Below are 22,496 nucleotides of genomic sequence, written 5' to 3' on the forward strand. Positions count from 1 at the left end.
TTTCGCCTCCCTGTCACACCCTTCTTCGGTGCTTACTTGACCAGGGTACGCCACTCGGCGTGGGCCTCGGTCTTGCCGCTGACCAGGTCGAAATAGGCTTTCTGCAGCTTTTCGGTGACCGGGCCACGGCGGCCGGCGCCGATCTTGCGCCCGTCCACTTCGCGGATCGGCGTGACTTCCGCGGCGGTGCCGGTGAAGAAGGCCTCGTCGGCGATGTACACCTCGTCGCGGGTGATGCGCTTCTCGACCAGTTTAAAACCGTGTTCGGCGGCCAGGGCCAGGATAGTGTTACGAGTGATGCCGTTCAGGCAGGCGGTGACTTCCGGGGTGTAGATCACGCCATCCTTGATGATGAAGATGTTCTCGCCAGAGCCTTCGGCCACATAGCCTTCCGGATCGAGCATCATGGCCTCGTCGGCGCCGCCGGAGATCGCCTCCTGGAGGGCCAGCATCGAGTTGATGTAGGCACCGTTGGACTTGGCGCGGGTCATCGAGATGTTGACGTGGTGGCGGGTGAAGGAACTGGTGCGCACCTTGATGCCTTGCTGCAGGGCTTCCTCGCCCATGTAGGCGCCCCAGCTCCAGGCGGCGATGATCACATGGACCTTCAGGCCGCTGGCGCGCAGGCCCATGCCTTCGCTTCCGTAGAACACCATCGGGCGGATATAGGCGCTTTCCAGGTTGTTCTCGCGCACGGCGGCGCGGGTCGCCTCGTTGATCTCGTCGCGGCTGTACGGGATCTGCATGTTCATGATGTGCGCGGAGTCGAACAGCCGGTCAGTGTGCGCCTGCAGGCGGAAGATCGCCGTGCCCTGCGGGGTGTCGTAGGCGCGCACGCCCTCGAACACGCCCATTCCATAGTGCAGGGTATGGGTCAGCACGTGCGTGGTCGCGTCGCGCCACTGCACCAGTTCACCGTCATACCAGATCACGCCATCACGATCGGCCATCGACATAGTTGCCAGCTCCTTCAGATATTCGTTACGTACTTGCGTTACGTGCCTGAGTGGATCAGCCGAGCCGCAGCTCGCGCCAGATCCTGATCACTTCTCGCCGCTCCGTCTGGAAGTGCTCGCCGCTCACGACCCCGGCCTCCTTCTGTAGTGCCAGGCGGTGTGCGGCTGCGCGATAGGCCTTGTAGGCCTCCTGCAGGAGACGGACGTCCTCGCTGGCGATCAGGCCAGCCCGTTCCAGTCCTTCCAGAATGCGGATGTTATCGGTGAATTCGAGCAGCGCCGGGTGTTCTCCGGACCAAGCTAGAACCGCATATTGCACCATAAATTCGATATCGACGATACCACCGGCATCGTGCTTGAGATCGAAGGCTGCCGTGGCCTCGAAGGCATTCGAGGCGGTGCCGGCGGCGGTCGCGCGGGTTCCCAGGTTGTCGCGCATCTTGGCGCGCATTTCGCTGACTTCGGTGCGCAACGCGTCGAGATCGCGCGGCCTCGCCAGCACCTCGGCACGTACCGCCTCGAAGCTCGCCTGCACCCGCCGGCAACCGGCCAGCACCCGGGCGCGGACCAACGCCTGGTGCTCCCAGGTCCAGGCCTCCTGCTCCTGGTAGCGCTGGAAGGCGCCCAGCGAACTCACCAGCAGGCCGGCCGCGCCGCTCGGACGCAGGCGCATGTCGACCTCGTAGAGGGTGCCGGATGGCGTCTGCGCGGTGAGGAAATGGATGATCTTCTGCCCCAGGCGGGTAAAGAACTGCGCGCCATCGATGGATTTGCCGCCATCGGTCTCGCAGTGGGGGTCGCCGTCATGGATGAACACCAGGTCGAGGTCCGAGCCATGACCGAACTCCAGCCCGCCGACCTTGCCGTAGCCGACGATGACGAAGTCCGGATCGCACGGCGTGCCGTCGGCGCGCAACGGCCGGCCGTGACGCTGCACCAACTGCCGCCAGGCCAGTTCGAGGACCTCGACGAGGATCGCCTCGGCCAGCCAGGTCAGGTAGTCGCTGACCTTCATCAACGGCAGCGTGCCGGCGATCTCCGAGGCCGCCACCCGCAGCCCGTGGGCCAGCTTGAAGTGACGAAGGGTCTCCATCTGCTGCTCGAGGTCGTCCTCGGGAATCCGCATCAGCCGTTCGCGCAGCTCGGCGGCCAGCTCGGCGGCCTGTGGAGGACGGAACAGGCGCCCCTCGTTGAGCAGTTCGTCGAGCAGGATCGGGAACCGCGCGATCTGCTCGGCAACCATCGGGCTGGCCGCGCAGAGGGTCAGCAGGCGCTCCAGCGCGCCAGGGTTCTCGGTCAGCAACACCAGGTAGGCGGAACGCCGCGCCACCGCTTCCACCAGCGGCAGGACCCGCTCCAGCACCAGGTCCGGCTGGGGGTTTTCCACGGTCATCGCCAGCAGGCGCGGAACGAAGGCATCCAGGCGCTCCCGGCCGAGACGCTGCATCGCTCGCACCTGGGGGCCGTGGCGCAGATCGCTGAGACGCTTCCAGGCCGCCTCGGCATCGACGAAGCCGGCGTCGGCCAGTTGCCGGCTGGCCGACTCCTCGTCCAGCGCCTCCTCCCACAGCGGGATCCACTCGGCGCCGACGCTGCCGCAGGCCGCCTCGCCGCTTTCGTCCTCGTCCGGGTCGGCGATCACCTGGCGGAAGTGCCAGTCGATGCGCGCCCGCCAGTGGCTCAGGCGCTCGTGGAATGCGGCCCAACTGGCGAAGCCCATGATGAAGGCCACGCGGATGCGGTCGTATTCGTCGCTGGGCAGCATTTGCGTCTGCCGGTCGGCCAGCGCCTGGATGGCATGCTCGGCGTAGCGCAGGAACTCGTAGCCGCCGCGCAGCTCCTCGACCACCGCCGGCGGCAGGTAGCCCTGCCCCTCCAGGGTCGCCAGCACCTTCAGCAGCGGTCGTTGCTGCAAGCTCAGGTCGCGCCCGCCATGGATCAACTGGAAGGCCTGGGCGATGAACTCCACCTCGCGGATACCGCCTTCGCCCAGCTTGATGTTTTCCGACATCCCCTTGCGCCGGACCTCCTGCTGGATCAGCTGCTTCATGGTGCGCAGCGCCTCGATGGCGGAGAAGTCCAGGTAGCGCCGATAGACGAACGGCCGCAGCATGCCGAGCAGTTGCTCGCCTGCCTGCTGGTCGCCGCCGACCACCCGCGCCTTGATCATCGCGTAGCGCTCCCAGTCGCGCCCCTGGTCCTGGTAGTACTGCTCCAGCGCGGCGAAGCTGTAGACCAGCGGTCCGCTGGAGCCGTAGGGACGCAGGCGCATGTCGACGCGGAAGACGAAGCCGTCGACGGTGATCGCATCCAGCGCCTTGATCAGCTTCTGCCCCAGGCGGGTGAAGAATTCCTGGTTGTCCAGCGAACGCTTCGCCCCCTCGGTCTCGCCGCCCTCCGGGTAACCGAAGATCAGGTCGATGTCCGACGACAGGTTGAGCTCCACCGCGCCCAGCTTGCCCATGCCGAGGACCACCATCCGCTGCGGTTCGCCGGAGCGCCGGCCGATCGGCGTGCCGAACTGCTCGCACTGGCGCCGATGGAGCCACTCGCAAGCCAGGTCGATGCAGGCGTCGGCCAGGGCCGACAGGTCGCGACAGGTTTCCGCCAGCGCGGCGCGGCGGGTCAGGTCGCGCCAGATGATGCGCAGTTGCTGGCGTGTGCGGAAACGTCGCAGGCGCCGACCGAGTTCGTCCTCGTCGGCGCAATCCTCCAGCCGCGCCTGCAACTGGCTGCGCAATTCGCCGGGCGCGTGGGGGTTCTCCAGCTCGCCGCGTTCGGCCAGATCCAGCAGCATCGCCGGGTCGCGCACTGCCTGCTCGGCGACGAAATCGCTGGCCGCAGCGACCCGTCGGAAATCCTCCAGGCGCTCCTCGGGCCAGGCCTCCAGGCGGGCCAGGGCGGCGGCATCGAGGGCGGCGACAGCGGAGCGGAGGGCAGTCCCGGCGCGTTCGGCGGCGGGCAGCAGGGTGGCCGGCAGATTCGCCAGCGAAGGCAGGCTCATGGTCTATCCTGTTTGGGCTTCCGACCGAAGACCACAGGCTCGACGCACAACGTCGAAAAGGCTCTACATCGGGCCTTATAGCCTGACAGCGACAATCGAAATGTAGTTTTACTACTAAAAATTGTATCCAGAGGGCTGTTTCTCAGACTGATCTGTAGTAAAACTACAAGTCGCCGGGTACACCCCCGGAGAACATCCAAGAATTAGCTGCGGTCGCCCACGAGGCCGGCCGCTCACCTATGGCATCCGATTCTGGAAGCCTTTCCGCCCTGGAGCAAGCCATGCAAGACCTCGATCCCGTCGAAACCCAGGAATGGCTGGACGCCCTGGAGTCCGTACTCGACCGCGAAGGTGAAGACCGCGCTCATTACCTGATGACCCGCATGGGCGAGCTGGCCAGCCGTAGCGGCACCCAACTGCCCTACGCGATCACCACGCCCTATCGCAACACCATTCCGGTAACCCACGAAGCACGCATGCCCGGCGACCTGTTCATGGAGCGCCGGATCCGCTCCCTGGTGCGCTGGAACGCCCTGGCGATGGTGATGCGGGCGAACAAGCACGACCCGGACCTGGGCGGCCACATCTCCACCTTCGCCTCCTCGGCGACCCTCTACGACATCGGCTTCAACTATTTCTTCCAGGCTCCCACCGACGAACATGGCGGCGACCTGGTGTTCTTCCAGGGCCACGCGTCCCCCGGCGTCTACGCCCGCGCCTTCCTCGAAGGCCGCATCAGCGAGGAACAACTGGAGAACTTCCGCCAGGAAGTGGACGGCAACGGCCTGTCCTCCTATCCGCACCCCTGGCTGATGCCAGACTTCTGGCAGTTCCCCACCGTATCCATGGGCCTTGGCCCGATCCAGGCGATCTACCAGGCACGCTTCATGAAGTACCTGGAAAGCCGCGGCTTCATCCCCGCCGGCAAGCAGAAGGTCTGGTGCTTCATGGGCGACGGCGAGTGCGACGAGCCGGAATCCCTCGGCGCGATCTCCCTGGCCGGCCGCGAGAAACTCGACAACCTGATCTTCGTCATCAACTGCAACCTGCAGCGCCTCGACGGCCCGGTCCGCGGCAACGCCAAGATCATCCAGGAACTGGAAGGCGTGTTCCGCGGCGCCGAGTGGAACGTCAACAAGGTCATCTGGGGTCGCTTCTGGGACCCGCTGTTCGCCAAGGACACCGCCGGCCTGCTGCAGCAGCGCATGGACGAGGTCATCGACGGCGAATACCAGAACTACAAGGCGAAAGACGGCGCCTACGTGCGCGAGCACTTCTTCGGCGCGCGTCCGGAACTCCTGGAAATGGTCAAGGACCTTTCCGACGAGGAAATCTGGAAGCTCAACCGCGGCGGCCACGACCCCTACAAGGTCTATGCGGCCTACCACCAGGCGGTCAACCACAAGGGCCAGCCGACCGTCATCCTGGCCAAGACCATCAAGGGCTACGGCACCGGCAGCGGCGAAGCGAAGAACATCGCGCACAACGTGAAGAAGGTCGACGTCGACAGCCTGCGCGCGTTCCGCGACAAGTTCGACATCCCGGTCAAGGACGCCGACCTGGAGAAGCTGCCGTTCTACAAGCCTGAAGAAGGCAGCGCCGAGGCCAAGTACCTGGCCGAGCGCCGCGCCGCGCTGGGCGGCTTCATGCCGGTGCGCCGGCAGAAGAGCATGAGCGTGCCGGTTCCGCCGCTGGAAACCCTGAAGGCCATGCTCGACGGCTCCGGCGATCGCGAGATCTCCACCACCATGGCCTTCGTGCGGATCATCTCGCAGCTGGTCAAGGACAAGGAACTCGGCCCGCGCATCGTCCCGATCGTCCCGGACGAGGCCCGTACCTTCGGCATGGAAGGCATGTTCCGCCAGCTCGGCATCTACTCCTCGGTCGGCCAGCTCTACGAGCCGGTGGACAAGGACCAGGTGATGTTCTACCGCGAGGACAAGAAGGGCCAGATCCTCGAGGAAGGCATCAACGAGGCCGGCGCCATGTCCAGCTGGATTGCCGCCGGTACCTCCTACAGCACCCACAACCAGCCGATGCTGCCGTTCTACATCTTCTATTCGATGTTCGGCTTCCAGCGCATCGGCGACCTGGCCTGGGCCGCCGGCGACAGCCGCGCGCACGGCTTCCTGATCGGCGGCACCGCCGGTCGCACCACGCTGAACGGCGAAGGCCTGCAGCACGAGGACGGCCACAGCCACCTGCTGGCCTCGACCATCCCGAACTGCCGCACCTACGATCCGACCTACGCCTACGAACTGGCGGTGATCATCCGCGAAGGCTCGCGGCAAATGATCGAAGAGCAGCAGGACATCTTCTACTACATCACCGTGATGAACGAGAACTACGTCCAGCCGGCCATGCCGAAGGGCGCAGAGGAAGGCATCATCAAGGGCATGTACCTCCTCGAGGAGGACAAGAAGGAAGCCGCTCACCACGTGCAACTGCTGGGCTCCGGCACCATCCTGCGCGAAGTCGAGGAAGCGGCCAAGCTGCTGCGCAACGACTTCGGCATCGGCGCCGACGTCTGGAGCGTGCCGAGCTTCAACGAGCTGCGTCGCGACGGCCTTGCCGTCGAGCGCTGGAACCGCCTGCATCCGGGCCAGAAGCCGAAGCAGAGCTACGTCGAGGAGTGCCTGGGCGGCCGTCGCGGCCCGGTGATCGCCTCCACCGACTACATGAAGCTCTACGCCGAGCAGATCCGCCAGTGGGTTCCCTCCAAGGAGTACAAGGTGCTCGGCACCGACGGCTTCGGCCGCAGCGACAGCCGCAAGAAGCTGCGCAACTTCTTCGAAGTGGATCGTCACTGGGTGGTGCTGGCCGCGCTCGAAGCGCTGGCCGATCGCGGCGATATCGAGCCGAAAGTGGTGGCCGAGGCCATCGCCAAGTACGGTATCGATCCGGAGAAGCGCAACCCGCTGGATTGCTAATTCGCTCCATACTCCCCTCGGCAGCGAGGGGTTTCGAGCACGCCGGCGCCGCCAACGGGCGGCGCCGGCTCACAACGAACCAAGGACCAAAAGTCTTTGTTTTGCGCGCCGCACAGCGGTGGTGGCACGTAAAAGGAGAGGAATGTGAGCGAACTCATTCGCGTACCCGACATCGGCAACGGTGAGGGTGAAGTCATCGAGCTGCTGGTCAAGCCCGGCGACAAGGTCGAGGCCGATCAGAGCCTGCTGACCCTGGAATCCGACAAGGCCAGCATGGAAATCCCCAGTCCCAAGGCCGGGGTAGTGAAAAGCATCAAGGCGAAGGTCGGCGACACCTTGAAAGAAGGTGACGAAATCCTCGAGCTGGAAGTGGAAGGCGGCGAACAGCCTGCCGAAGCCAAGGCCGAGGCAGCGCCCGCCCAACCGGAAGCGCCGAAAGCCGAAGCGCCTGCTCCCGCCCCGAGCGAGAGCAAGCCGGCCGCCCCCGCCGCAGCCAGCGTCCAGGACATCAAGGTCCCGGACATCGGCTCGGCCGGCAAGGCCAACGTCATCGAAGTGATGGTCAAGGCCGGCGACACGGTCGAGGCCGACCAGTCGCTGATCACCCTGGAATCCGACAAGGCCAGCATGGAGATCCCCTCGCCGGCCTCCGGCGTGGTGGAAAGCGTCTCGATCAAGGTCGGTGACGAAGTCGGCACCGGCGACCTGATCCTCAAGCTGAAGGTGGAAGGCGCCGCTCCGGCAGCCGAAGAGCAGCCGGTAGCCGCTCCGGCCCAGGCCGCGGCGCCCGCCGCCGAGCAGAAGCCCGCCGCGGCGGCCCCTGCGCCAGCCAAGGCCGATACCCCGGCTCCGGTCGGCGCACCCAGCCGCGACGGCGCCAAGGTCCACGCCGGCCCGGCGGTGCGCATGCTGGCGCGCGAGTTCGGCGTCGAGCTGAGCGAAGTGAAAGCCAGCGGTCCCAAGGGCCGCATCCTCAAGGAAGACGTCCAGGTCTTCGTCAAGGAGCAACTGCAGCGCGCCAAGTCCGGCGGTGCCGGCGCCACCGGCGGAGCCGGCATCCCGCCGATCCCGGAAGTCGACTTCAGCAAGTTCGGCGAAGTGGAAGAAGTGGCGATGACCCGCCTGATGCAGGTCGGCGCCGCCAACCTGCATCGCAGCTGGCTGAACGTGCCGCACGTGACCCAGTTCGACCAGTCGGACATCACCGACATGGAAGCCTTCCGCGTTGCCCAGAAGGCCGCGGCGGAGAAGGCCGGGGTCAAGCTGACCGTACTGCCGATCCTGCTCAAGGCCTGCGCCCACCTGCTCAAGGAACTGCCGGACTTCAACAGTTCGCTGGCCCCCAGCGGCAAGGCGCTGATTCGCAAGAAGTACGTACACATCGGCTTCGCCGTGGACACTCCGGACGGCCTGCTGGTCCCGGTGATCCGCGATGTCGACCGGAAGAGCCTCCTGCAACTGGCCGCCGAGGCCGCCGAGCTGGCCGACAAGGCCCGCAACAAGAAGCTCTCGGCCGATGCCATGCAGGGCGCCTGCTTCACCATCTCCAGTCTCGGCCACATCGGCGGCACCGGCTTCACGCCGATCGTCAACGCGCCGGAAGTGGCGATCCTCGGTGTGTCCAAGGCGACCATGCAGCCGGTATGGGACGGCAAGGCCTTCCAGCCGCGCCTGATGCTGCCGCTGTCGCTGTCCTACGACCATCGCGTGATCAACGGCGCCGCCGCGGCGCGCTTCACCAAGCGCCTGGGCGAGCTGCTGGCGGACATCCGCACCCTGCTCCTGTAATACCTGCGCCGCTCCCCACGGAGCGGCCAGCCCCTCTCGCGAGCATGCCACGCTCGTCTCTCGGCCCCACCGGATGGTGGGGCTTTTTTTGCCTGCCTGACGGCTCGGCGAAACTGCGTCCCGTCGTACCGCCAGCGAATGCCACAGGACCCGCAGGCGCGAGTTCGGCGCGCACGATGACAGGCGCTCGACGCCAACCCTCCCGGCGAAGCCAACCCTACGAAAAACAGGGCTTTTCCAGCGGCGCCGCAGACCTCCGACCGTCCAGCGGTTTTTTCCCGGATACGCTTAACTTGGGCCCTGCCGGGCCGATACAGAGTTACTTGTCAGACCAATCGGCATAATGCACCCTTTGCCTGCACCCCATCGAAACGGGTCGAGGCCTCCCCCTCGCTCAGTACCTGGAATCAGCCTCGCATGAAAAGTCATCCCGATGCCGCCAGCCGTTCGGCGGCCGAGGTTGTCACGCAGCTACCCGTGCCGTCGCGGCTCGGGCTGCTGCGTTTCGAGCGGCTGAACGAGCCGAGCTGGGCACTGCTGTTCCTCGATCCTGCCTGCGAGCGCCAGCTCGGGCTGCCGGCGACTACCCTCTGCGCACTGCTCGATGCGCCTTACGCCAGCCTGATGGAACCCGAGGCCCGCCACCGCCTGCACGAGCAGATCCAGCAGCAACTGGTGAAGCGCCCGCACTACCAGGTGAGCTACAAGCTGCACACACCCAACGGCGTGCTGACCATGCTGGAGTTCGGCGAAGCCTTCCAGCAGCATGGCCGCCAGTTGCTGCACGGCTACCTGATGGTCGAGGAGCGACAGGAGAGCGCCGAGCGCAGCGAACAGTTGCTCGACCTGGAATCGCAGAACCTGCGCCTGAAGGCGTCCCTGGACCTCTACCAGCGCTCCCAGGACGACCACCTGCAACACCTGCTGCGCTCGCGCACCCAGCAGAACCTGATCGTCCGCCTGGCCCGCCATCGCTACCTGTCCAGCGACCCGCTGCTGGAAGCCGCGCAACTGATCACCCAGGCCGCCTGCGAAGCCTACGGCACCGCGCGCGCCGGCATCTGGCGCCTGCTCGACGACCAGCGCCTGGAAGCGGTGACCGTCTACCGCCGCGACCTCGACCAGTACGAGAAGCCCCAGAGCATCGACGCCAGCCGCTACCCCGCCTACCTCGAGGCGGTACACAGCGGGCGCGCCATCGACGCCCACAACGCCCAGCGCGACCCACGCACCCAGGAACTCTACAAGGACTACCTGAAGCCGCTGGGCGTCAACGCCCTGCTCGACGCCACCATCCGCATCGGCGGCGAGGTGGTCGGCGTGCTGTGCCTGGAACACGCCGGCGAGAACCGCATGTGGCAGAGCGACGAGATCGCCTTCGCCGGGGAACTCGCCGACCAGTACGCGCAGGTCCTGATGAACCACGAGCGACGCAATGTCTCCAGCGCCCTGCACCTGTTCCAGCGCGCGGTGGAACAGAGCGCCAGCGCCTTCCTGCTGATCGACCGCGACGGCGTGGTGGAATACGTCAATCCGAGCTTCACCTCGATCACCCAGTACAGCGCCGACGAAGTGCGTAACCGACGCCTGTCCGAGCTTCCGGCGCTGGAGAACCTCAGCGAGCTGCTGTTCGACGCGCGTTCCGCGCTGACCCAGCAGAACAGCTGGCAGGGCGAGTTCCGCAGCCGCCGCAAGAACCACGAGCCTTACTGGGGCCAGTTGTCGCTGTCGAAGGTCTACGACGATCTCGGCGAGCTGACCCACTACATCGGCATCTACGAAGACATCACGCAGAACAAGCTGGCCCAGCAGCACATCGAGAAACTCGCCTACCGCGACAACCTCACCGGCCTGGCCAACCGGCACTATTTCATCGGCGCCCTCGAGGAACGCCTGGAAAGCAGCGGCGACCGCCCGCTCAGCCTGCTGCTGGTGGACATCGACAACTTCAAGCGGATCAATGACAGCCTCGGCCACCAGACCGGCGACAAGCTGCTGGTCAGCCTGGCCCGGCGCTTGCGCAGTTGCCTCGGCGACGGCGCCACCCTGGCGCGCTTCGCCAGCAACGAGTTCGCCGTGCTGCTCGACGACACCGCGGTGGAAAAGGGCGAAAGCATTGCCGCGCAGGTCCTGCACATGCTCGACAAGCCGCTGTTCGTCGACAACCAGTTGATCAACATCACCGGCTCCATCGGCCTGGCCAGCGCCCCGCAGCACGGCTGCGACCCGCAGACCCTGATGAAGTACGCCGGCCTGGCGCTGCACAAGGCCAAGGCCAACGGCAAGCACCAGGTCCAGGTGTTCACCGAGGCGCTGACCGCCGAGGCCAGCTACAAGCTGTTCGTCGAGAGCAACCTGCGCCGCGCCCTGGCGCAGAACGAACTGGCGGTGCACTACCAGCCCAAGCTGTGCCTGCGCAGCGGCCAGTTGCTCGGCCTGGAAGCCCTGCTGCGCTGGCAGCATCCGGAAAAAGGCATGATCCGCCCGGACCGCTTCATCAGCGTGGCCGAGGAAACCGGGCTGATCGTGCCGATCGGCAAGTGGGTGATCCGCGAAGCCTGTCGCCAGGCCCGCGAGCTGGCCGAGGCCGGGCTGGGCGAGCTGCAGATCGCCATCAACCTGTCGCCCAAGCAGTTCACCGACCCGGACCTGGTCGGCTCGATCGCGGCGATCCTCCACGAAGAGAACATCCCGGCCAGCCAGCTGGAACTGGAGCTCACCGAAAGCCTGCTGCTGGACGCCACCGACGATACCCGCCAGCAACTCGAACGCCTGAAGAGCCTCGGCCTGACCCTGGCGATGGACGACTTCGGCACCGGCTACTCGTCACTGAGCTACCTGAAGAAATTCCCCATCGACGTGATCAAGATCGACCGCAGCTTCATCAAGGACATCCCGGACAGCCAGGACGACATGGAAATCACCTCGGCGGTGATCGCCATGGCCCACAACCTCAAGCTCAAGGTAGTCGCCGAAGGCGTGGAGAGCGCCGAGCAACTGGCCTTCCTCCGGCGCAACCGCTGCGACATCGGCCAGGGCTACCTGTTCGACCGGCCGATCCCCAGCGACCTGCTCAATACCAGCCTGCTGCGCTATCCCTGCCGCACCCTGCACTGATCGCCCCAGGCCTCCCCCGCCGGCGCGGAAAGGCTGTACTCTCTGTGCTCATCCGCGAGTCATTCGCCTACCCCCTGAGCAGGAGACGAGAGCCATGGTTCTGCGTTCTGAAATCCTCACCAAGAAAAGCGAGCTGCCCACGCCGGACCAGGCCCTGCCGGGTCGCGAAAGCGCCATGCCGGTGCCCGAAGCGCACTTCGTCAACGGCCGCCCGCTGACCGCGCCATTCCCCGCCGGCCTGCAACAGGTGCTGTTCGGCATGGGCTGCTTCTGGGGCGCCGAGCGTCGCCTCTGGCAGCAACCGGGCGTCTGGGTGACCGCGGTGGGTTATGCCGGCGGCTACACGCCGAACCCGACCTACGACGAAGTCTGCTCCGGCCTGACCGGCCACAGCGAGGTCGTGCTGGTGGTCTACAACCCGCAGGAGACCAGCTTCGAACAGCTGCTCAAGGTATTCTGGGAAGCCCACGACCCGACCCAGGGCATGCGCCAGGGCGGCGACATCGGCACCCAGTACCGCTCGGTGATCTACACCTTCGACGCGGCCCAGAAGGCCGCGGCCATGGCCAGCCGGGAGAGCTTCCAGGCCGAACTGGCGAAAGCCGGCTACGACCGCATCACCACCGAGATCGCCGACGTCCCGCCCTTCTACTACGCCGAGGCCTACCACCAGCAGTACCTGGCGAAGAACCCCAACGGCTACTGCGGCCTGGGCGGCACCGGGGTGTGCCTGCCGGCCTGACGACTATTCCGCCACCAGCCAGTCGAGACGCCAGCCGCCCTGGCTCTGGGCCATGACCTCGGCCAGCCAGGGCAGCAGGTCGCGCAGTTCGTCCTCCAGCGGCCACGGCGGATTGACGATGGCCAGCCCGGAGCCGTTGAAACGCTCGGCGTCGTCGATCGGATGCACGTGCAGCTCGGCACGCAGCAGCTTCGGCGCGACGCTACGTTCCAGGGCCTGGTAGAAACGCTTGAGCTGGCGCTCGTCCTTGATCGGATACCAGATCACCACCACCGTCTGGCGCATCCGCCCGATCGCCTCGTCGAGCGCAGCGACACAACGCTGCAATTCGTCGGCCTGCTCGAACGGCGGATCGATCAGCAGCACCGCGCGCTTTTCCGGCGCCGGCAGGAACGCCCGCGGCAGCAGCCAACCGTCGCCCTGGTGCACGGCGACCCGCCGTTCGCCAGCCATGTTGGCCTTGAGCAGGCGGCCGTCCTCGGGATGCAGTTCGTTGAGCAGCACGCGGTCCTGGGCGCGGGTCAGGCGCCGCGCCAGTTCCGGCGAGCCCGGGTAATAGCGCAGGGAGCCGTCCGGGTTCAGGTGACGGATCACGTCCAGGTAATCGTCCAGTTGCTCAGGCAGGCCTTCGCGCTCCCACAGGCGGGCGATGCCCTGCTCCCACTCGCCGGTGCGGCTGGCCTCGTCACCCTGCAAGTCGTAGAGGCCGACCCCGGAATGGCTGTCCAGGTAGGCGTACGGCGTGTCCTTGCGCCCCAGCAGGGCGAAGATCCGCGCCAGCACCAGGTGCTTGAAGACATCGGCATGGTTGCCGGCGTGGTAAGCGTGACGATAGTTCATGATGACTGCTCCTTGGACAGCGCCAGGCAGCGCTGCTAGCCGGACCGCCCGGCCCCGGCGGATTCGCGCCGACCCCGCGTCGGCACAGGCCCTCGCCCATGGGCGAGGGGCGCGGATTCTACCAGCCTCCCGAGGCTTCGGCAGCGGTCTCGCCGTCGCAGGTTTGGCCCTTGTATCACGCATATCGATGTTGGTTGGCGACCTTCATTCACCAGCCTAGACTCGCTGGCACCCTGGCACCGCCTGCGACGGTCGATGCCTTCGCCGCGCCGCCCCACGATCCCCTTTCGCCGAGGTCGTCATGTCCGAAACCCTGCTCAGTTCCCGCAACCTGGCGTTCGAGCTGTACGAAGTCCTCGATGCCGAAGCCCTGACCCAGCGCCCGCGCTTCGCCGAACATAGCCGCGAAACCTTCGATGCCGCCCTCGGCACCGCGCGGAGCCTGGCGGAAAAGCTGTTCGCCCCGCACAACCGCAAGGGCGACGAACACGAGCCGCTCTATGAGAATGGCTCAGTCACGCTGATTCCGGAAGTGAAGCCGGCAGTGGATGCCTTCCTCGACGCCGGCTTCCTCAACGCCACCCGCAGCTTCGAGCAGGGCGGCATGCAGTTGCCGACCCTGCTGTCGCAGGCCTGCTTCGCCCACTTCCAGGCGGCCAACGTCGGTAGCTCGGCCTATCCGTTCCTGACCATGGGTGCCGCCAACCTGATCGAGAGCTTCGGCAGCGAGGAGCAGAAGCAGCGCTTCCTGCAACCGATGATCGAGGGCCGCTTCTTCGGCACCATGGCCCTCACCGAGCCGCACGCCGGCTCCTCCCTCTCCGACATCCGCACCCGCGCCGAACCGGCTGCCGACGGCAGCTATCGGATCAAGGGCAACAAGATCTTCATCTCCGGCGGCGACCACCCGCTCTCCGAGAACATCGTGCATATGGTCCTGGCCAAGCTGCCGGATGCACCGCCGGGGGTGAAAGGCATCTCGCTGTTCATCGTGCCGAAGTTCCTGGTCAACGCCGACGGCAGCCTAGGGCCGCGCAACGACGTGATCCTCGCCGGCCTGTTCCACAAGATGGGTTATCGCGGCACCACCTCCACCGCGCTGAACTTCGGCGACAACGGCGCCTGCGTCGGCTACCTAGTGGGCAAGCCGCACCACGGCCTGGCCTACATGTTCCAGATGATGAACGAGGCGCGCATCGGCGTCGGCATGGGCGCGGTGATGCTTGGCTATGCCGGTTACCTCTATTCGCTGGAGTACGCCCGCGAACGCCCGCAGGGCCGCCTGCCGGACGGCAAAGACCCGAGCGCGCCACAGGTGGCGATCATCCGCCACGCCGACGTGCGGCGCATGCTGCTGACCCAGAAGGCCTATGTCGAAGGCGCTTTCGACCTGGGCCTGTACGCCGCGCGCCTGTTCGACGACAGCCAGACCCTGGAGGACGACGAACAGCGCCGCCAGGCCCACGAACTGCTCGACCTGCTGACCCCGATCGTCAAGTCCTGGCCCTCGGAGTTCTGCCTGAAGGCCAACGAGCTGGCGATCCAGATCCTCGGCGGCCACGGCTACACCCGCGAATACCCGGTGGAACAGTACTACCGCGACAATCGCCTGAACCCGATCCACGAAGGCACCCACGGCATCCAGTCCCTCGACCTGCTGGGACGCAAGGTCGGGCAGAACAACGGCGCCGGCCTGCGCCAGCTGACCCGCCTGATCCAGGACGCCTGCCGGCGCGCCGAAGCCCATCCATCCCTGGCCGCCCTGCGCCAGCCGCTGGAACGGCTGGTGGCGCGGCTGTCCGAGGTGACCCTGGCACTGCTCGGCGACCTGATGCAGGGCCAGGTCAACCAGGGCCTGGCCAACTCGGCGCTGTACCTGAAGGTGTTCGGCCATGCGGTGATCGGCTGGCGCTGGCTGGAGCAGGCGATCCGCGCCGAGGAAGGGCTGGCTCGCGGCGACTGCGCCGACGCCGACTTCTATCGCGGCAAGTTGCAGGCCGCTCGCTACTTCCTGACCTGGGAAGTGCCTGGCTGCCACCACGAACTGGCGCTGCTGGAGGCCCGCGACGACGTGTGTTCGAGCATGCAGGAAGAATGGTTCTGATCCTGCCTGCCCTTTCCCGCCCCGGTCACGTCCGGGGCTTTTTTATGTCCGGGCATGAACGCCGGGTTGCCGTTGCCTGGCGGCCACGCCAGCGAGTTCGCGCGCACTCGCCCGGACAACGCGAAAGCCTCGGAATTCCTTCGAAAAAAACCGCCGACGCCCCTTTACAGTCCGCCAAATCCGCAGGTTAGAATCACTTGGCATGCGGCCTGCATCCTGTCTACGTAATTCCCCTACGTAAAACCGACCCGTAGCGTCGCCTTCCCCCTGTCCCGCCGCGAGGAGGCCGACCTTGGACGCCGTCACCGTCAATAATTTCTTCCTGATCGGGGCGGTGCTGGTCGGCATGAGCATCCTCGTCAGCTCGCTGTCCTCCCGCCTGGGCATCCCGATCCTGGTGATCTTCCTCGCCGTCGGCATGATCGCCGGCAACGATGGGGTCGGCGGCATCGTCTTCGACAACTATCCGGTGGCCTACCTGGTGGGCAACCTGGCGCTCGCCGTGATCCTCCTCGACGGCGGCCTGCGCACCCGCGTCTCCAGCTTCCGCGTGGCGCTCTGGCCGGCATTGTCGCTGGCCACCCTGGGCGTGTTGGTGACCACCGGCCTGACCGGCATCGCGGCGGCCTGGCTGTTCGACCTGCACTGGATGGAAGGCCTGCTGATCGGCGCCATCGTCGGCTCCACCGACGCCGCCGCGGTGTTCTCCCTGCTCGGCGGCAAAGGTCTCAACGAGCGGGTCACCGCGACCCTGGAGATCGAATCGGGCAGCAACGACCCGATGGCGGTATTCCTCACCGTGACCCTGATCGAGATGCTCGCCAGCGGCCAGACCGGCCTCAGTTGGGGCTTCGTCCTGCACCTGGTGCAGCAGTTCGGTCTCGGCGCCCTGCTCGGTCTCGGCGGCGGCTGGTTTCTGCTGCAACTGATCAACCGCATGCACCTGGCCGGCGGCCTCTACCCGCTGCTGGTGATCAGCGGCGGCCTGCTGGTGTTCGCCCTGGCCAACGCCGTCGGCGGCAGCGGCATCCTGGCCATCTACCTGTGCGGCCTGCTCCTCGGCAACCGGCCGATCCGCAGCCGCCACGGCATCCTGCACATGCTCGACGGCATGGCCTGGCTGGCGCAGATCGGCATGTTCCTGGTCCTCGGCCTGCTGGTCACCCCCCACGACCTGTGGCCGATCGCCCTGCCGGCACTGGCCCTGGCGCTGTGGATGATCCTGGTGGCACGACCGCTGTCGGTACTGATCGGACTGATCCCGTTCCGCGCCTTCCACGACCGCGAGAAAGCCTTCATCGCCTGGGTCGGCCTGCGCGGCGCGGTGCCGATCATCCTCGCGGTGTTCCCGCTGATGGCCGGCCTGCCGAACGCCCAGCTGTTCTTCAACGTGGCCTTCTTCATCGTCCTGGTCTCGCTGCTGGTGCAGGGCACCAGCCTGCCCTGGGCGGCCAGGCTGCTGCGGGTGGTGGTGCCGCCGGACCCGGCACCGATATCCCGCGCCGGCCTGGAGATCCACCCGACCAGCGAGTGGGAGCTGTTCGTCTACCACCTGAACAAGGAAAAGTGGTGCATCGGCGCCGCCCTGCGCGAGCTGAAGATGCCCGGCGGGACCCGGATCGCCGCGCTGTTCCGCGGCACCGAACTGCTCCACCCGTCGGGCAGCACCATCCTCGAGGCCGACGACATCCTCTGCGTGATCGGCCACGAACACGACCTGCCGGCCCTCGGCAAGCTGTTCAGCCAGGCGCCCGACCGCGGCCTCGGCGCGCGCTTCTTCGGCGACTTCGTGCTGGAAGGCGATGCCCAGCTGTCGGCGGTGGCCTCGCTCTACGGCCTGAAGCTCGACGGCATCGACGGCGAGCAAGCGCTGGGCCGCTTCATCGCCCACGAGATCGGCGGCGAAGCGGTGATCGGCGACCAGGTGGAGTGGAACGGCCTGACCTGGACCGTGGCCGCCCTGGAAGGCAACCGTATCCGCAAGGTCGGCGTGAAGTTTCCGGAAGGCCGCCCAGGGCCCGGACTTTTCCTCTGATTTCCTGTCGAATCCCCGTTCCGTGACGCCTTGCGGCGTCCCGGAGCCACCACTAACCTGCATTCACCCTTCTTCGAGTCTCTTCTCGACCATGCCTGCCCTCCGCTCCCTGATCGCTACTCTTTTCCTCGGCCTCTGCCTTGCCAGTCCGCCGCTCCTCGCCCAGTCCGAGCCGCCCTCGGCCGAAGCCGTCCAGCAAAGCCTCGACAAGCTGGCCGAACGCAAGCTCGCCGAAGCCGACCAGAAGGTCGTCAAGGCCAGACTCGAACAGACCCTCAAGTTCCTCGCCGCGCGCGACGAAGCGCTGCAGAGCCTGGAAGACCTGAAAAAGCGCCTGAGCGACGCGCCCCGGCAGATCGAGGATAACCAGCGCGAACTGGAGCGCCTGAAGAAGACCCGCGAACGCCCGGTCAGCGAGCGCTACAGCGGCGAGAGCGTGGCCCGCCTGGAGATGCTGCTCAACGACCGCACCACCCAGCAGGCCGAGTGGCAGAAGGCCCTGGGCGAGGCCAACAGCCTGTCGATCACCGCCGAGACCCGCCCGGAACGAGCCCAGGCCGGCATCAGCAGCATGCAGGCACGAATCCTGGAGATCGGCTCGCTGCTCAAGGCCGGCAAGGAAAGCGGCAAGGCGATCAACGCCGACCGTCGCGGCGAGCTGCTCGCCGAGCAGGCCGCGCTGACCGTGCAGAGCCAGCTGTTGCGCCAGGAGCTGGCCGGCAACAACCTGCTGCAGGACCTCGGCAAGAGCCAGCACGATCTGCTCACCGAGAAGATCTCGCGCCTGGAAAAGGAAACCCTCGACCTGCAGGCGCTGATCAGCGAGAAGCGCCGCGAGCAGTCGGAAAAGACCGTCGCCGAGCTGTCCAAGGAAGGCGCCCAGGGGGCCGGCACCGACAGCCTGCTGAGCCAGGAGAACGCCAAGAATCTGCGTCTCTCCGACTACCTGCTGCGCGCCACCGACCGCCTCAACGTGCTCACCCGGCGCAACCTCGAGACCAAGCAGCAACTGGACAACCTGACCCAGTCCAACCAGGCCCTCGAGGAACAGATCAACGTCCTGCGCGGCAGCCTGCTGCTGTCGCGCATCCTCTACAAGCAGAAACAGGCGCTGCCGAAGATCAAGACCGACCAGAGCCTGGCCGACGAGATCGCCGACCTGCGCCTCGGCCAGTTCGAACTGAACCAGGAACGCGACAAGCTGGCGACCCCGCAGCAATACCTGGACGACCTGCTCGCCCAGCAGCCCAGCGAGCAGGTCACGCCGGAACTGCGCAAGGATCTCGACACCCTGCTGGCAACCCGTTCCGAGCTGCTCGAACGGCTCAACCACGAACTCAACGCGCTGCTCAACGAAGCGATCACCTTGCAGTTGAACCAGAAGCAGTTGCTTTCCACCAGCGAGAGCCTGCGCACCACCCTCGACGAGCAGATGTTCTGGATTCCCAGCAACCAGCCGCTCGACCTGTCCTGGTTCAAGATGACCCCGACCCTGCTGAAGAACCAGCTCACCGAGATCCCCTGGGGCTCCGGGGTGCGTGAACTGGGCGAAGGCCTGGTCGATCGGCCGCTGCTGTTCTTGCCGCTGTTCCTGCTGATCGCCGCGCTGCTGTGGAAACGCCGCTACCTGTACGACAAGCTGGCGGAGCTGAACGACGACATCGGCCACTTCAAGCGCGACAGCCAGCTGCATACCCCGCTGGCGATCCTGATCACCATCCTCCTCGCCCTGCCCGGCACCCTGACCTTCGCCGTCGCCGGCCTGGCCCTGCTGCTGGACGCCCGCGGCCAGAACGCCACCCTCGGCAGCGCCCTGCTGGAAATGGCTCAGGTCTGGCTGCTGTTCTACACCGCCCATCGCATCCTCACCCCGGGCGGCATCGCCGAGCGGCATTTCCACTGGAGCCGCGAACAGGTCGGCTTCCTCGACAGGCACCTGGTCCGCCTCGGCGTTGTGGTCCTGGCGCTGGTCGGCGTGGTGACGGTGGCCGAGCACCAGCCGGCGAGCCTGGCCGACGACGTGATCGGCATCGCCGTGGTCCTGCTCGGCTACGCGGCCATGGCCTGGCTGCTCAGCCGCCTGCTGTTCAGCAGCCCCGGCGACGAGCGTCCGTCGCTGATCAAGATGATCGTCGGCCTCCTCTTCACCGCGCTGCCGCTGGTGCTCTTCGTCGCGGTCTGCTTCGGCTACTACTACACCTCGCTGAAGCTCACCGACCGTCTCATCGATACCCTCTACCTGCTGCTGCTCTGGTTCGTCATCGAAGCCGCCTTCGTCCGCGGCCTGGGCGTGGCGGCCCGGCGCCTGGCCTACGCCCGGGCCCTGGCGAAACGGCAGAACGCGGCGAAGGAAGGCGTCGACGGCGAGACCAACGTCGAGGAGCCGACCCTCGGCATCGAGCAGATCAACCAGCAATCGCTGCGGCTGATCCGCCTGGCCCTGCTGATCGGCTTCATCGTCTGCCTGTACTGGGTCTGGGCCGACCTGATCAGCGTGATCTCCTACCTCGACAACGTCACCCTGTACCAGTACACCGCCGGCACCGGCGAAGCGGCCACCAGCGTGCCGATCAGCCTGCGCGACTTCCTCGCGGCGCTGGCCATCGCGGTGGTCACCGTGGCCCTGGCGCGCAACCTGCCCGGCCTGCTGGAGGTATTGGTGCTACAGCGCCTGACCCTGGCCCAGGGCAGCGCCTACGCCACCACCACCCTGCTTTCCTATGCCATCAGCGGCATCGGCATCGTCAGCGCCCTGTCCACCCTCGGGGTCAGCTGGGACAAGCTGCAATGGCTGGTGGCGGCGCTCTCGGTAGGCCTCGGCTTCGGCCTGCAGGCGATCTTCTCCAACTTCGTCTCCGGCCTGATCATCCTTTTCGAGCGTCCGGTGCGAATCGGCGACGTGGTGACCATCGGCAACCTGTCCGGCACGGTCAGTCGGATCCGCATCCGCGCCACCACCATCACCGATTTCGACCGCAAGGAGATCATCGTCCCGAACCAGACCTTCATCACCGGGCAGTTGGTGAACTGGTCGCTGAGCGATACCGTGACCCGGGTCACCATCAAGATCGGCCTGGCCTACGAGACCGACCTGCCGCTGGCGCGCAAGCTGATGATGCAGGCGGTCAAGGAAAACCCGCGGGTACTGCGCGACCCGGAGCCGCTGCTGTACTTCCTGACCATCAGCGCCAGCACCTTCGACTACGAGCTGCGCTTCCACGTCCGCGAACTGGGCGACCGCAACCCCTCTACCGACGAGATCCTGACGAAGATCGCTACCAGCTTCCGCGAACACAAGATCGACATGGCTTTCAACCAGGTCGATGTGTTCGTCAAGAACCTCCAGGGCCAGCAGGTCCAGCTGTTCGTCGGCGAGCCGCAGCACAGCGGCGTCGGCAATCCGCCCGCGCTCAAGGGCCAGGACGGTCCCGCCGAACCGACCCGCTGAACCTCCGGGCCTGGACGCCCTCCGGCAATTCCCAGCACAATGCTCGGGAATTGCCGGAGGCCTCTCTTGAAATCACTCGACGACCTCGACTTCGACAACCGCTTCGCCCGCCTGGGCGACGCCTTCTCCACCGAAGTCCTGCCCGACCCCATCGCCGAGCCGCGCCTGGTGGTAGCCAGCCCCGCCGCCCTGGCGCTGCTCGACCTGCCAGCGGAAACCAGTGACGAAGCGCTGTTCGCCGAGCTGTTCGGCGGGCACAAGCTGTGGTCGGAGGCCGAGCCGCGGGCGATGGTGTATTCCGGCCACCAGTTCGGCTCCTATAACCCGCGCCTGGGCGACGGCCGCGGCCTGCTGCTCGGCGAGGTGATCAACCAGGCCGGCGAGCACTGGGACCTGCACCTCAAGGGCGCCGGCCAGACCCCCTACTCGCGGATGGGCGACGGGCGCGCCGTGCTGCGCTCGTCGATCCGCGAGTTCCTCGCCTCCGAAGCCCTTCCGGCACTGGGCATTCCCAGCAGCCGGGCGCTCTGCGTGATCGGTTCGAGCACGCCGGTCTGGCGCGAGAAGAAGGAAAGCGCGGCGACGCTGCTGCGCCTGGCGCCCAGCCACGTGCGCTTCGGTCACTTCGAATACTTCTACTACACCCGCCAGCACGACCAGTTGAAACAGTTGGCGGCGTTCGTCCTGGAACACCACTTCGCCGACTGCAACGCAGCCGAGCGGCCGTACGCGGCGATGTTCCGCCAGGTCGTCGAGCGCAACGCCGAACTCATCGCCCGCTGGCAGGCCTATGGCTTCTGCCACGGGGTGATGAACACCGACAACATGTCGATCCTCGGCATTACCTTTGACTACGGGCCCTACGCCTTCCTCGACGATTTCGACGCCAATCACATCTGCAATCACTCCGACGACGCCGGCCGCTACTCCTTCAGCAACCAGGTACCGATCGCCCATTGGAACCTGGCCGCCCTGGCCCAGGCGCTGACGCCACTGGTGGAAGTGGACGAACTGCGCGCCAGCCTCGACCTGTTCCTGCCCCTCTACCAGGCCCACTACCTCGACCTGATGCGCCGGCGCCTGGGCCTGGGCGTCGCCGCGGAGAACGACCAGGCCCTGGTCCAGGAACTGTTGCAGCGCATGCAGGGCAGCGCGGTGGATTACTCGCTGTTCTTCCGCCGACTCGGCGAGGAGACTCCGGAGCGGGCGCTGGCCAGCCTGCGCGACGACTTCGTCGACCGCGAGGCCTTCGACCGCTGGGCCGAGGCCTACCGCCGGCGCGTCGAGGAAGAAGGCGGAGACCAGGAGTCGCGGCGCCGGCGCATGCACGCGGTCAATCCGCTCTATGTGCTACGCAACTACCTGGCACAGCAGGCTATCGAAGCGGCCGAGCAGGGCGACTACACGGAAGTCCGCTTGCTGCACCAGGTGCTGAGTCGCCCGTTCGAGGAACAGCCGGGCATGGAGCGCTTCACTCGGCGCCCACCGGACTGGGGGCGGCACCTGGAAATCAGTTGCTCCTCCTGACGGGA

At 66.4% G+C, this 22,496-nt stretch carries 11 protein-coding genes; 8 read left to right on the forward strand and 3 right to left on the reverse strand.

Going from position 1 to position 22,496, the window contains the following annotated elements; genetic code table 11:
• Positions 1–32: 32 nt before the first annotated feature.
• Positions 33–956 (reverse strand): branched-chain-amino-acid transaminase, encoded by a 924-nt coding sequence (gene ilvE / locus VQ067_RS27450; RefSeq protein ID WP_023096229.1) that lies wholly within the window; start codon positions 954–956, stop codon positions 33–35.
• A gap of 55 nt (positions 957–1,011) precedes the next feature.
• Positions 1,012–3,960 carry a bifunctional [glutamate--ammonia ligase]-adenylyl-L-tyrosine phosphorylase/[glutamate--ammonia-ligase] adenylyltransferase gene (glnE, locus tag VQ067_RS27455; RefSeq protein WP_003109906.1) on the reverse strand — a complete coding sequence of 983 codons (2,949 nt, stop codon included), beginning with the start codon at positions 3,958–3,960 and terminating at the stop codon, positions 1,012–1,014.
• 281 nt (positions 3,961–4,241) lie between these two features.
• On the opposite strand from glnE, the gene aceE reads away from it, so the two are divergent.
• The 4 genes from aceE (at position 4,242) to msrA (ending at position 12,537) form a co-directional block, all read left to right on the forward strand.
• Positions 4,242–6,890, forward strand: a complete 2,649-nt coding sequence (gene aceE / locus VQ067_RS27460; RefSeq protein WP_003114556.1) for a pyruvate dehydrogenase (acetyl-transferring), homodimeric type — start codon at positions 4,242–4,244, stop codon at positions 6,888–6,890.
• A 144-nt stretch (positions 6,891–7,034) separates the two neighbouring features.
• Positions 7,035–8,678: a dihydrolipoyllysine-residue acetyltransferase gene (gene aceF / locus VQ067_RS27465; protein WP_033989919.1), complete on the forward strand. Its 1,644-nt coding sequence runs from the start codon at positions 7,035–7,037 to the stop codon at positions 8,676–8,678.
• Between the two features lie 417 nt (positions 8,679–9,095).
• On the forward strand, positions 9,096–11,795 hold the full coding sequence (gene dipA, locus VQ067_RS27470; protein ID WP_003110189.1) for a phosphodiesterase DipA: 2,700 nt from the start codon (positions 9,096–9,098) through the stop codon (positions 11,793–11,795).
• Positions 11,796–11,889: 94 nt separating this feature from the next.
• Positions 11,890–12,537, forward strand: a complete 648-nt coding sequence (gene msrA, locus VQ067_RS27475; RefSeq protein ID WP_003095789.1) for a peptide-methionine (S)-S-oxide reductase MsrA — start codon at positions 11,890–11,892, stop codon at positions 12,535–12,537.
• Positions 12,538–12,540: 3 nt separating this feature from the next.
• On the opposite strand, the gene VQ067_RS27480 is transcribed toward msrA, so the two are convergent.
• Positions 12,541–13,377 (reverse strand): 23S rRNA (adenine(2030)-N(6))-methyltransferase RlmJ, encoded by an 837-nt coding sequence (locus tag VQ067_RS27480; RefSeq protein WP_003095790.1) that lies wholly within the window; start codon positions 13,375–13,377, stop codon positions 12,541–12,543.
• A gap of 301 nt (positions 13,378–13,678) precedes the next feature.
• Between VQ067_RS27480 and VQ067_RS27485 the strand changes: the two genes are divergently transcribed.
• The 4 genes from VQ067_RS27485 (at position 13,679) to selO (ending at position 22,491) form a co-directional block, all read left to right on the forward strand.
• Positions 13,679–15,481, forward strand: a complete 1,803-nt coding sequence (locus tag VQ067_RS27485; RefSeq protein ID WP_340080948.1) for an acyl-CoA dehydrogenase — start codon at positions 13,679–13,681, stop codon at positions 15,479–15,481.
• A 292-nt stretch (positions 15,482–15,773) separates the two neighbouring features.
• On the forward strand, positions 15,774–17,516 hold the full coding sequence (locus tag VQ067_RS27490) for a potassium/proton antiporter (protein ID WP_033989917.1): 1,743 nt from the start codon (positions 15,774–15,776) through the stop codon (positions 17,514–17,516).
• Positions 17,517–17,607: 91 nt separating this feature from the next.
• Positions 17,608–20,964: a mechanosensitive channel MscK gene (mscK, locus tag VQ067_RS27495; protein WP_003095799.1), complete on the forward strand. Its 3,357-nt coding sequence runs from the start codon at positions 17,608–17,610 to the stop codon at positions 20,962–20,964.
• A 66-nt stretch (positions 20,965–21,030) separates the two neighbouring features.
• Positions 21,031–22,491 carry a protein adenylyltransferase SelO gene (gene selO / locus VQ067_RS27500; protein ID WP_003116144.1) on the forward strand — a complete coding sequence of 487 codons (1,461 nt, stop codon included), beginning with the start codon at positions 21,031–21,033 and terminating at the stop codon, positions 22,489–22,491.
• Positions 22,492–22,496: the final 5 nt, after the last annotated feature.

The organism is Pseudomonas sp. KBN12P06040 (genome assembly GCF_037574965.1).
Lineage (GTDB): Bacteria > Pseudomonadota > Gammaproteobacteria > Pseudomonadales > Pseudomonadaceae > Pseudomonas > Pseudomonas aeruginosa.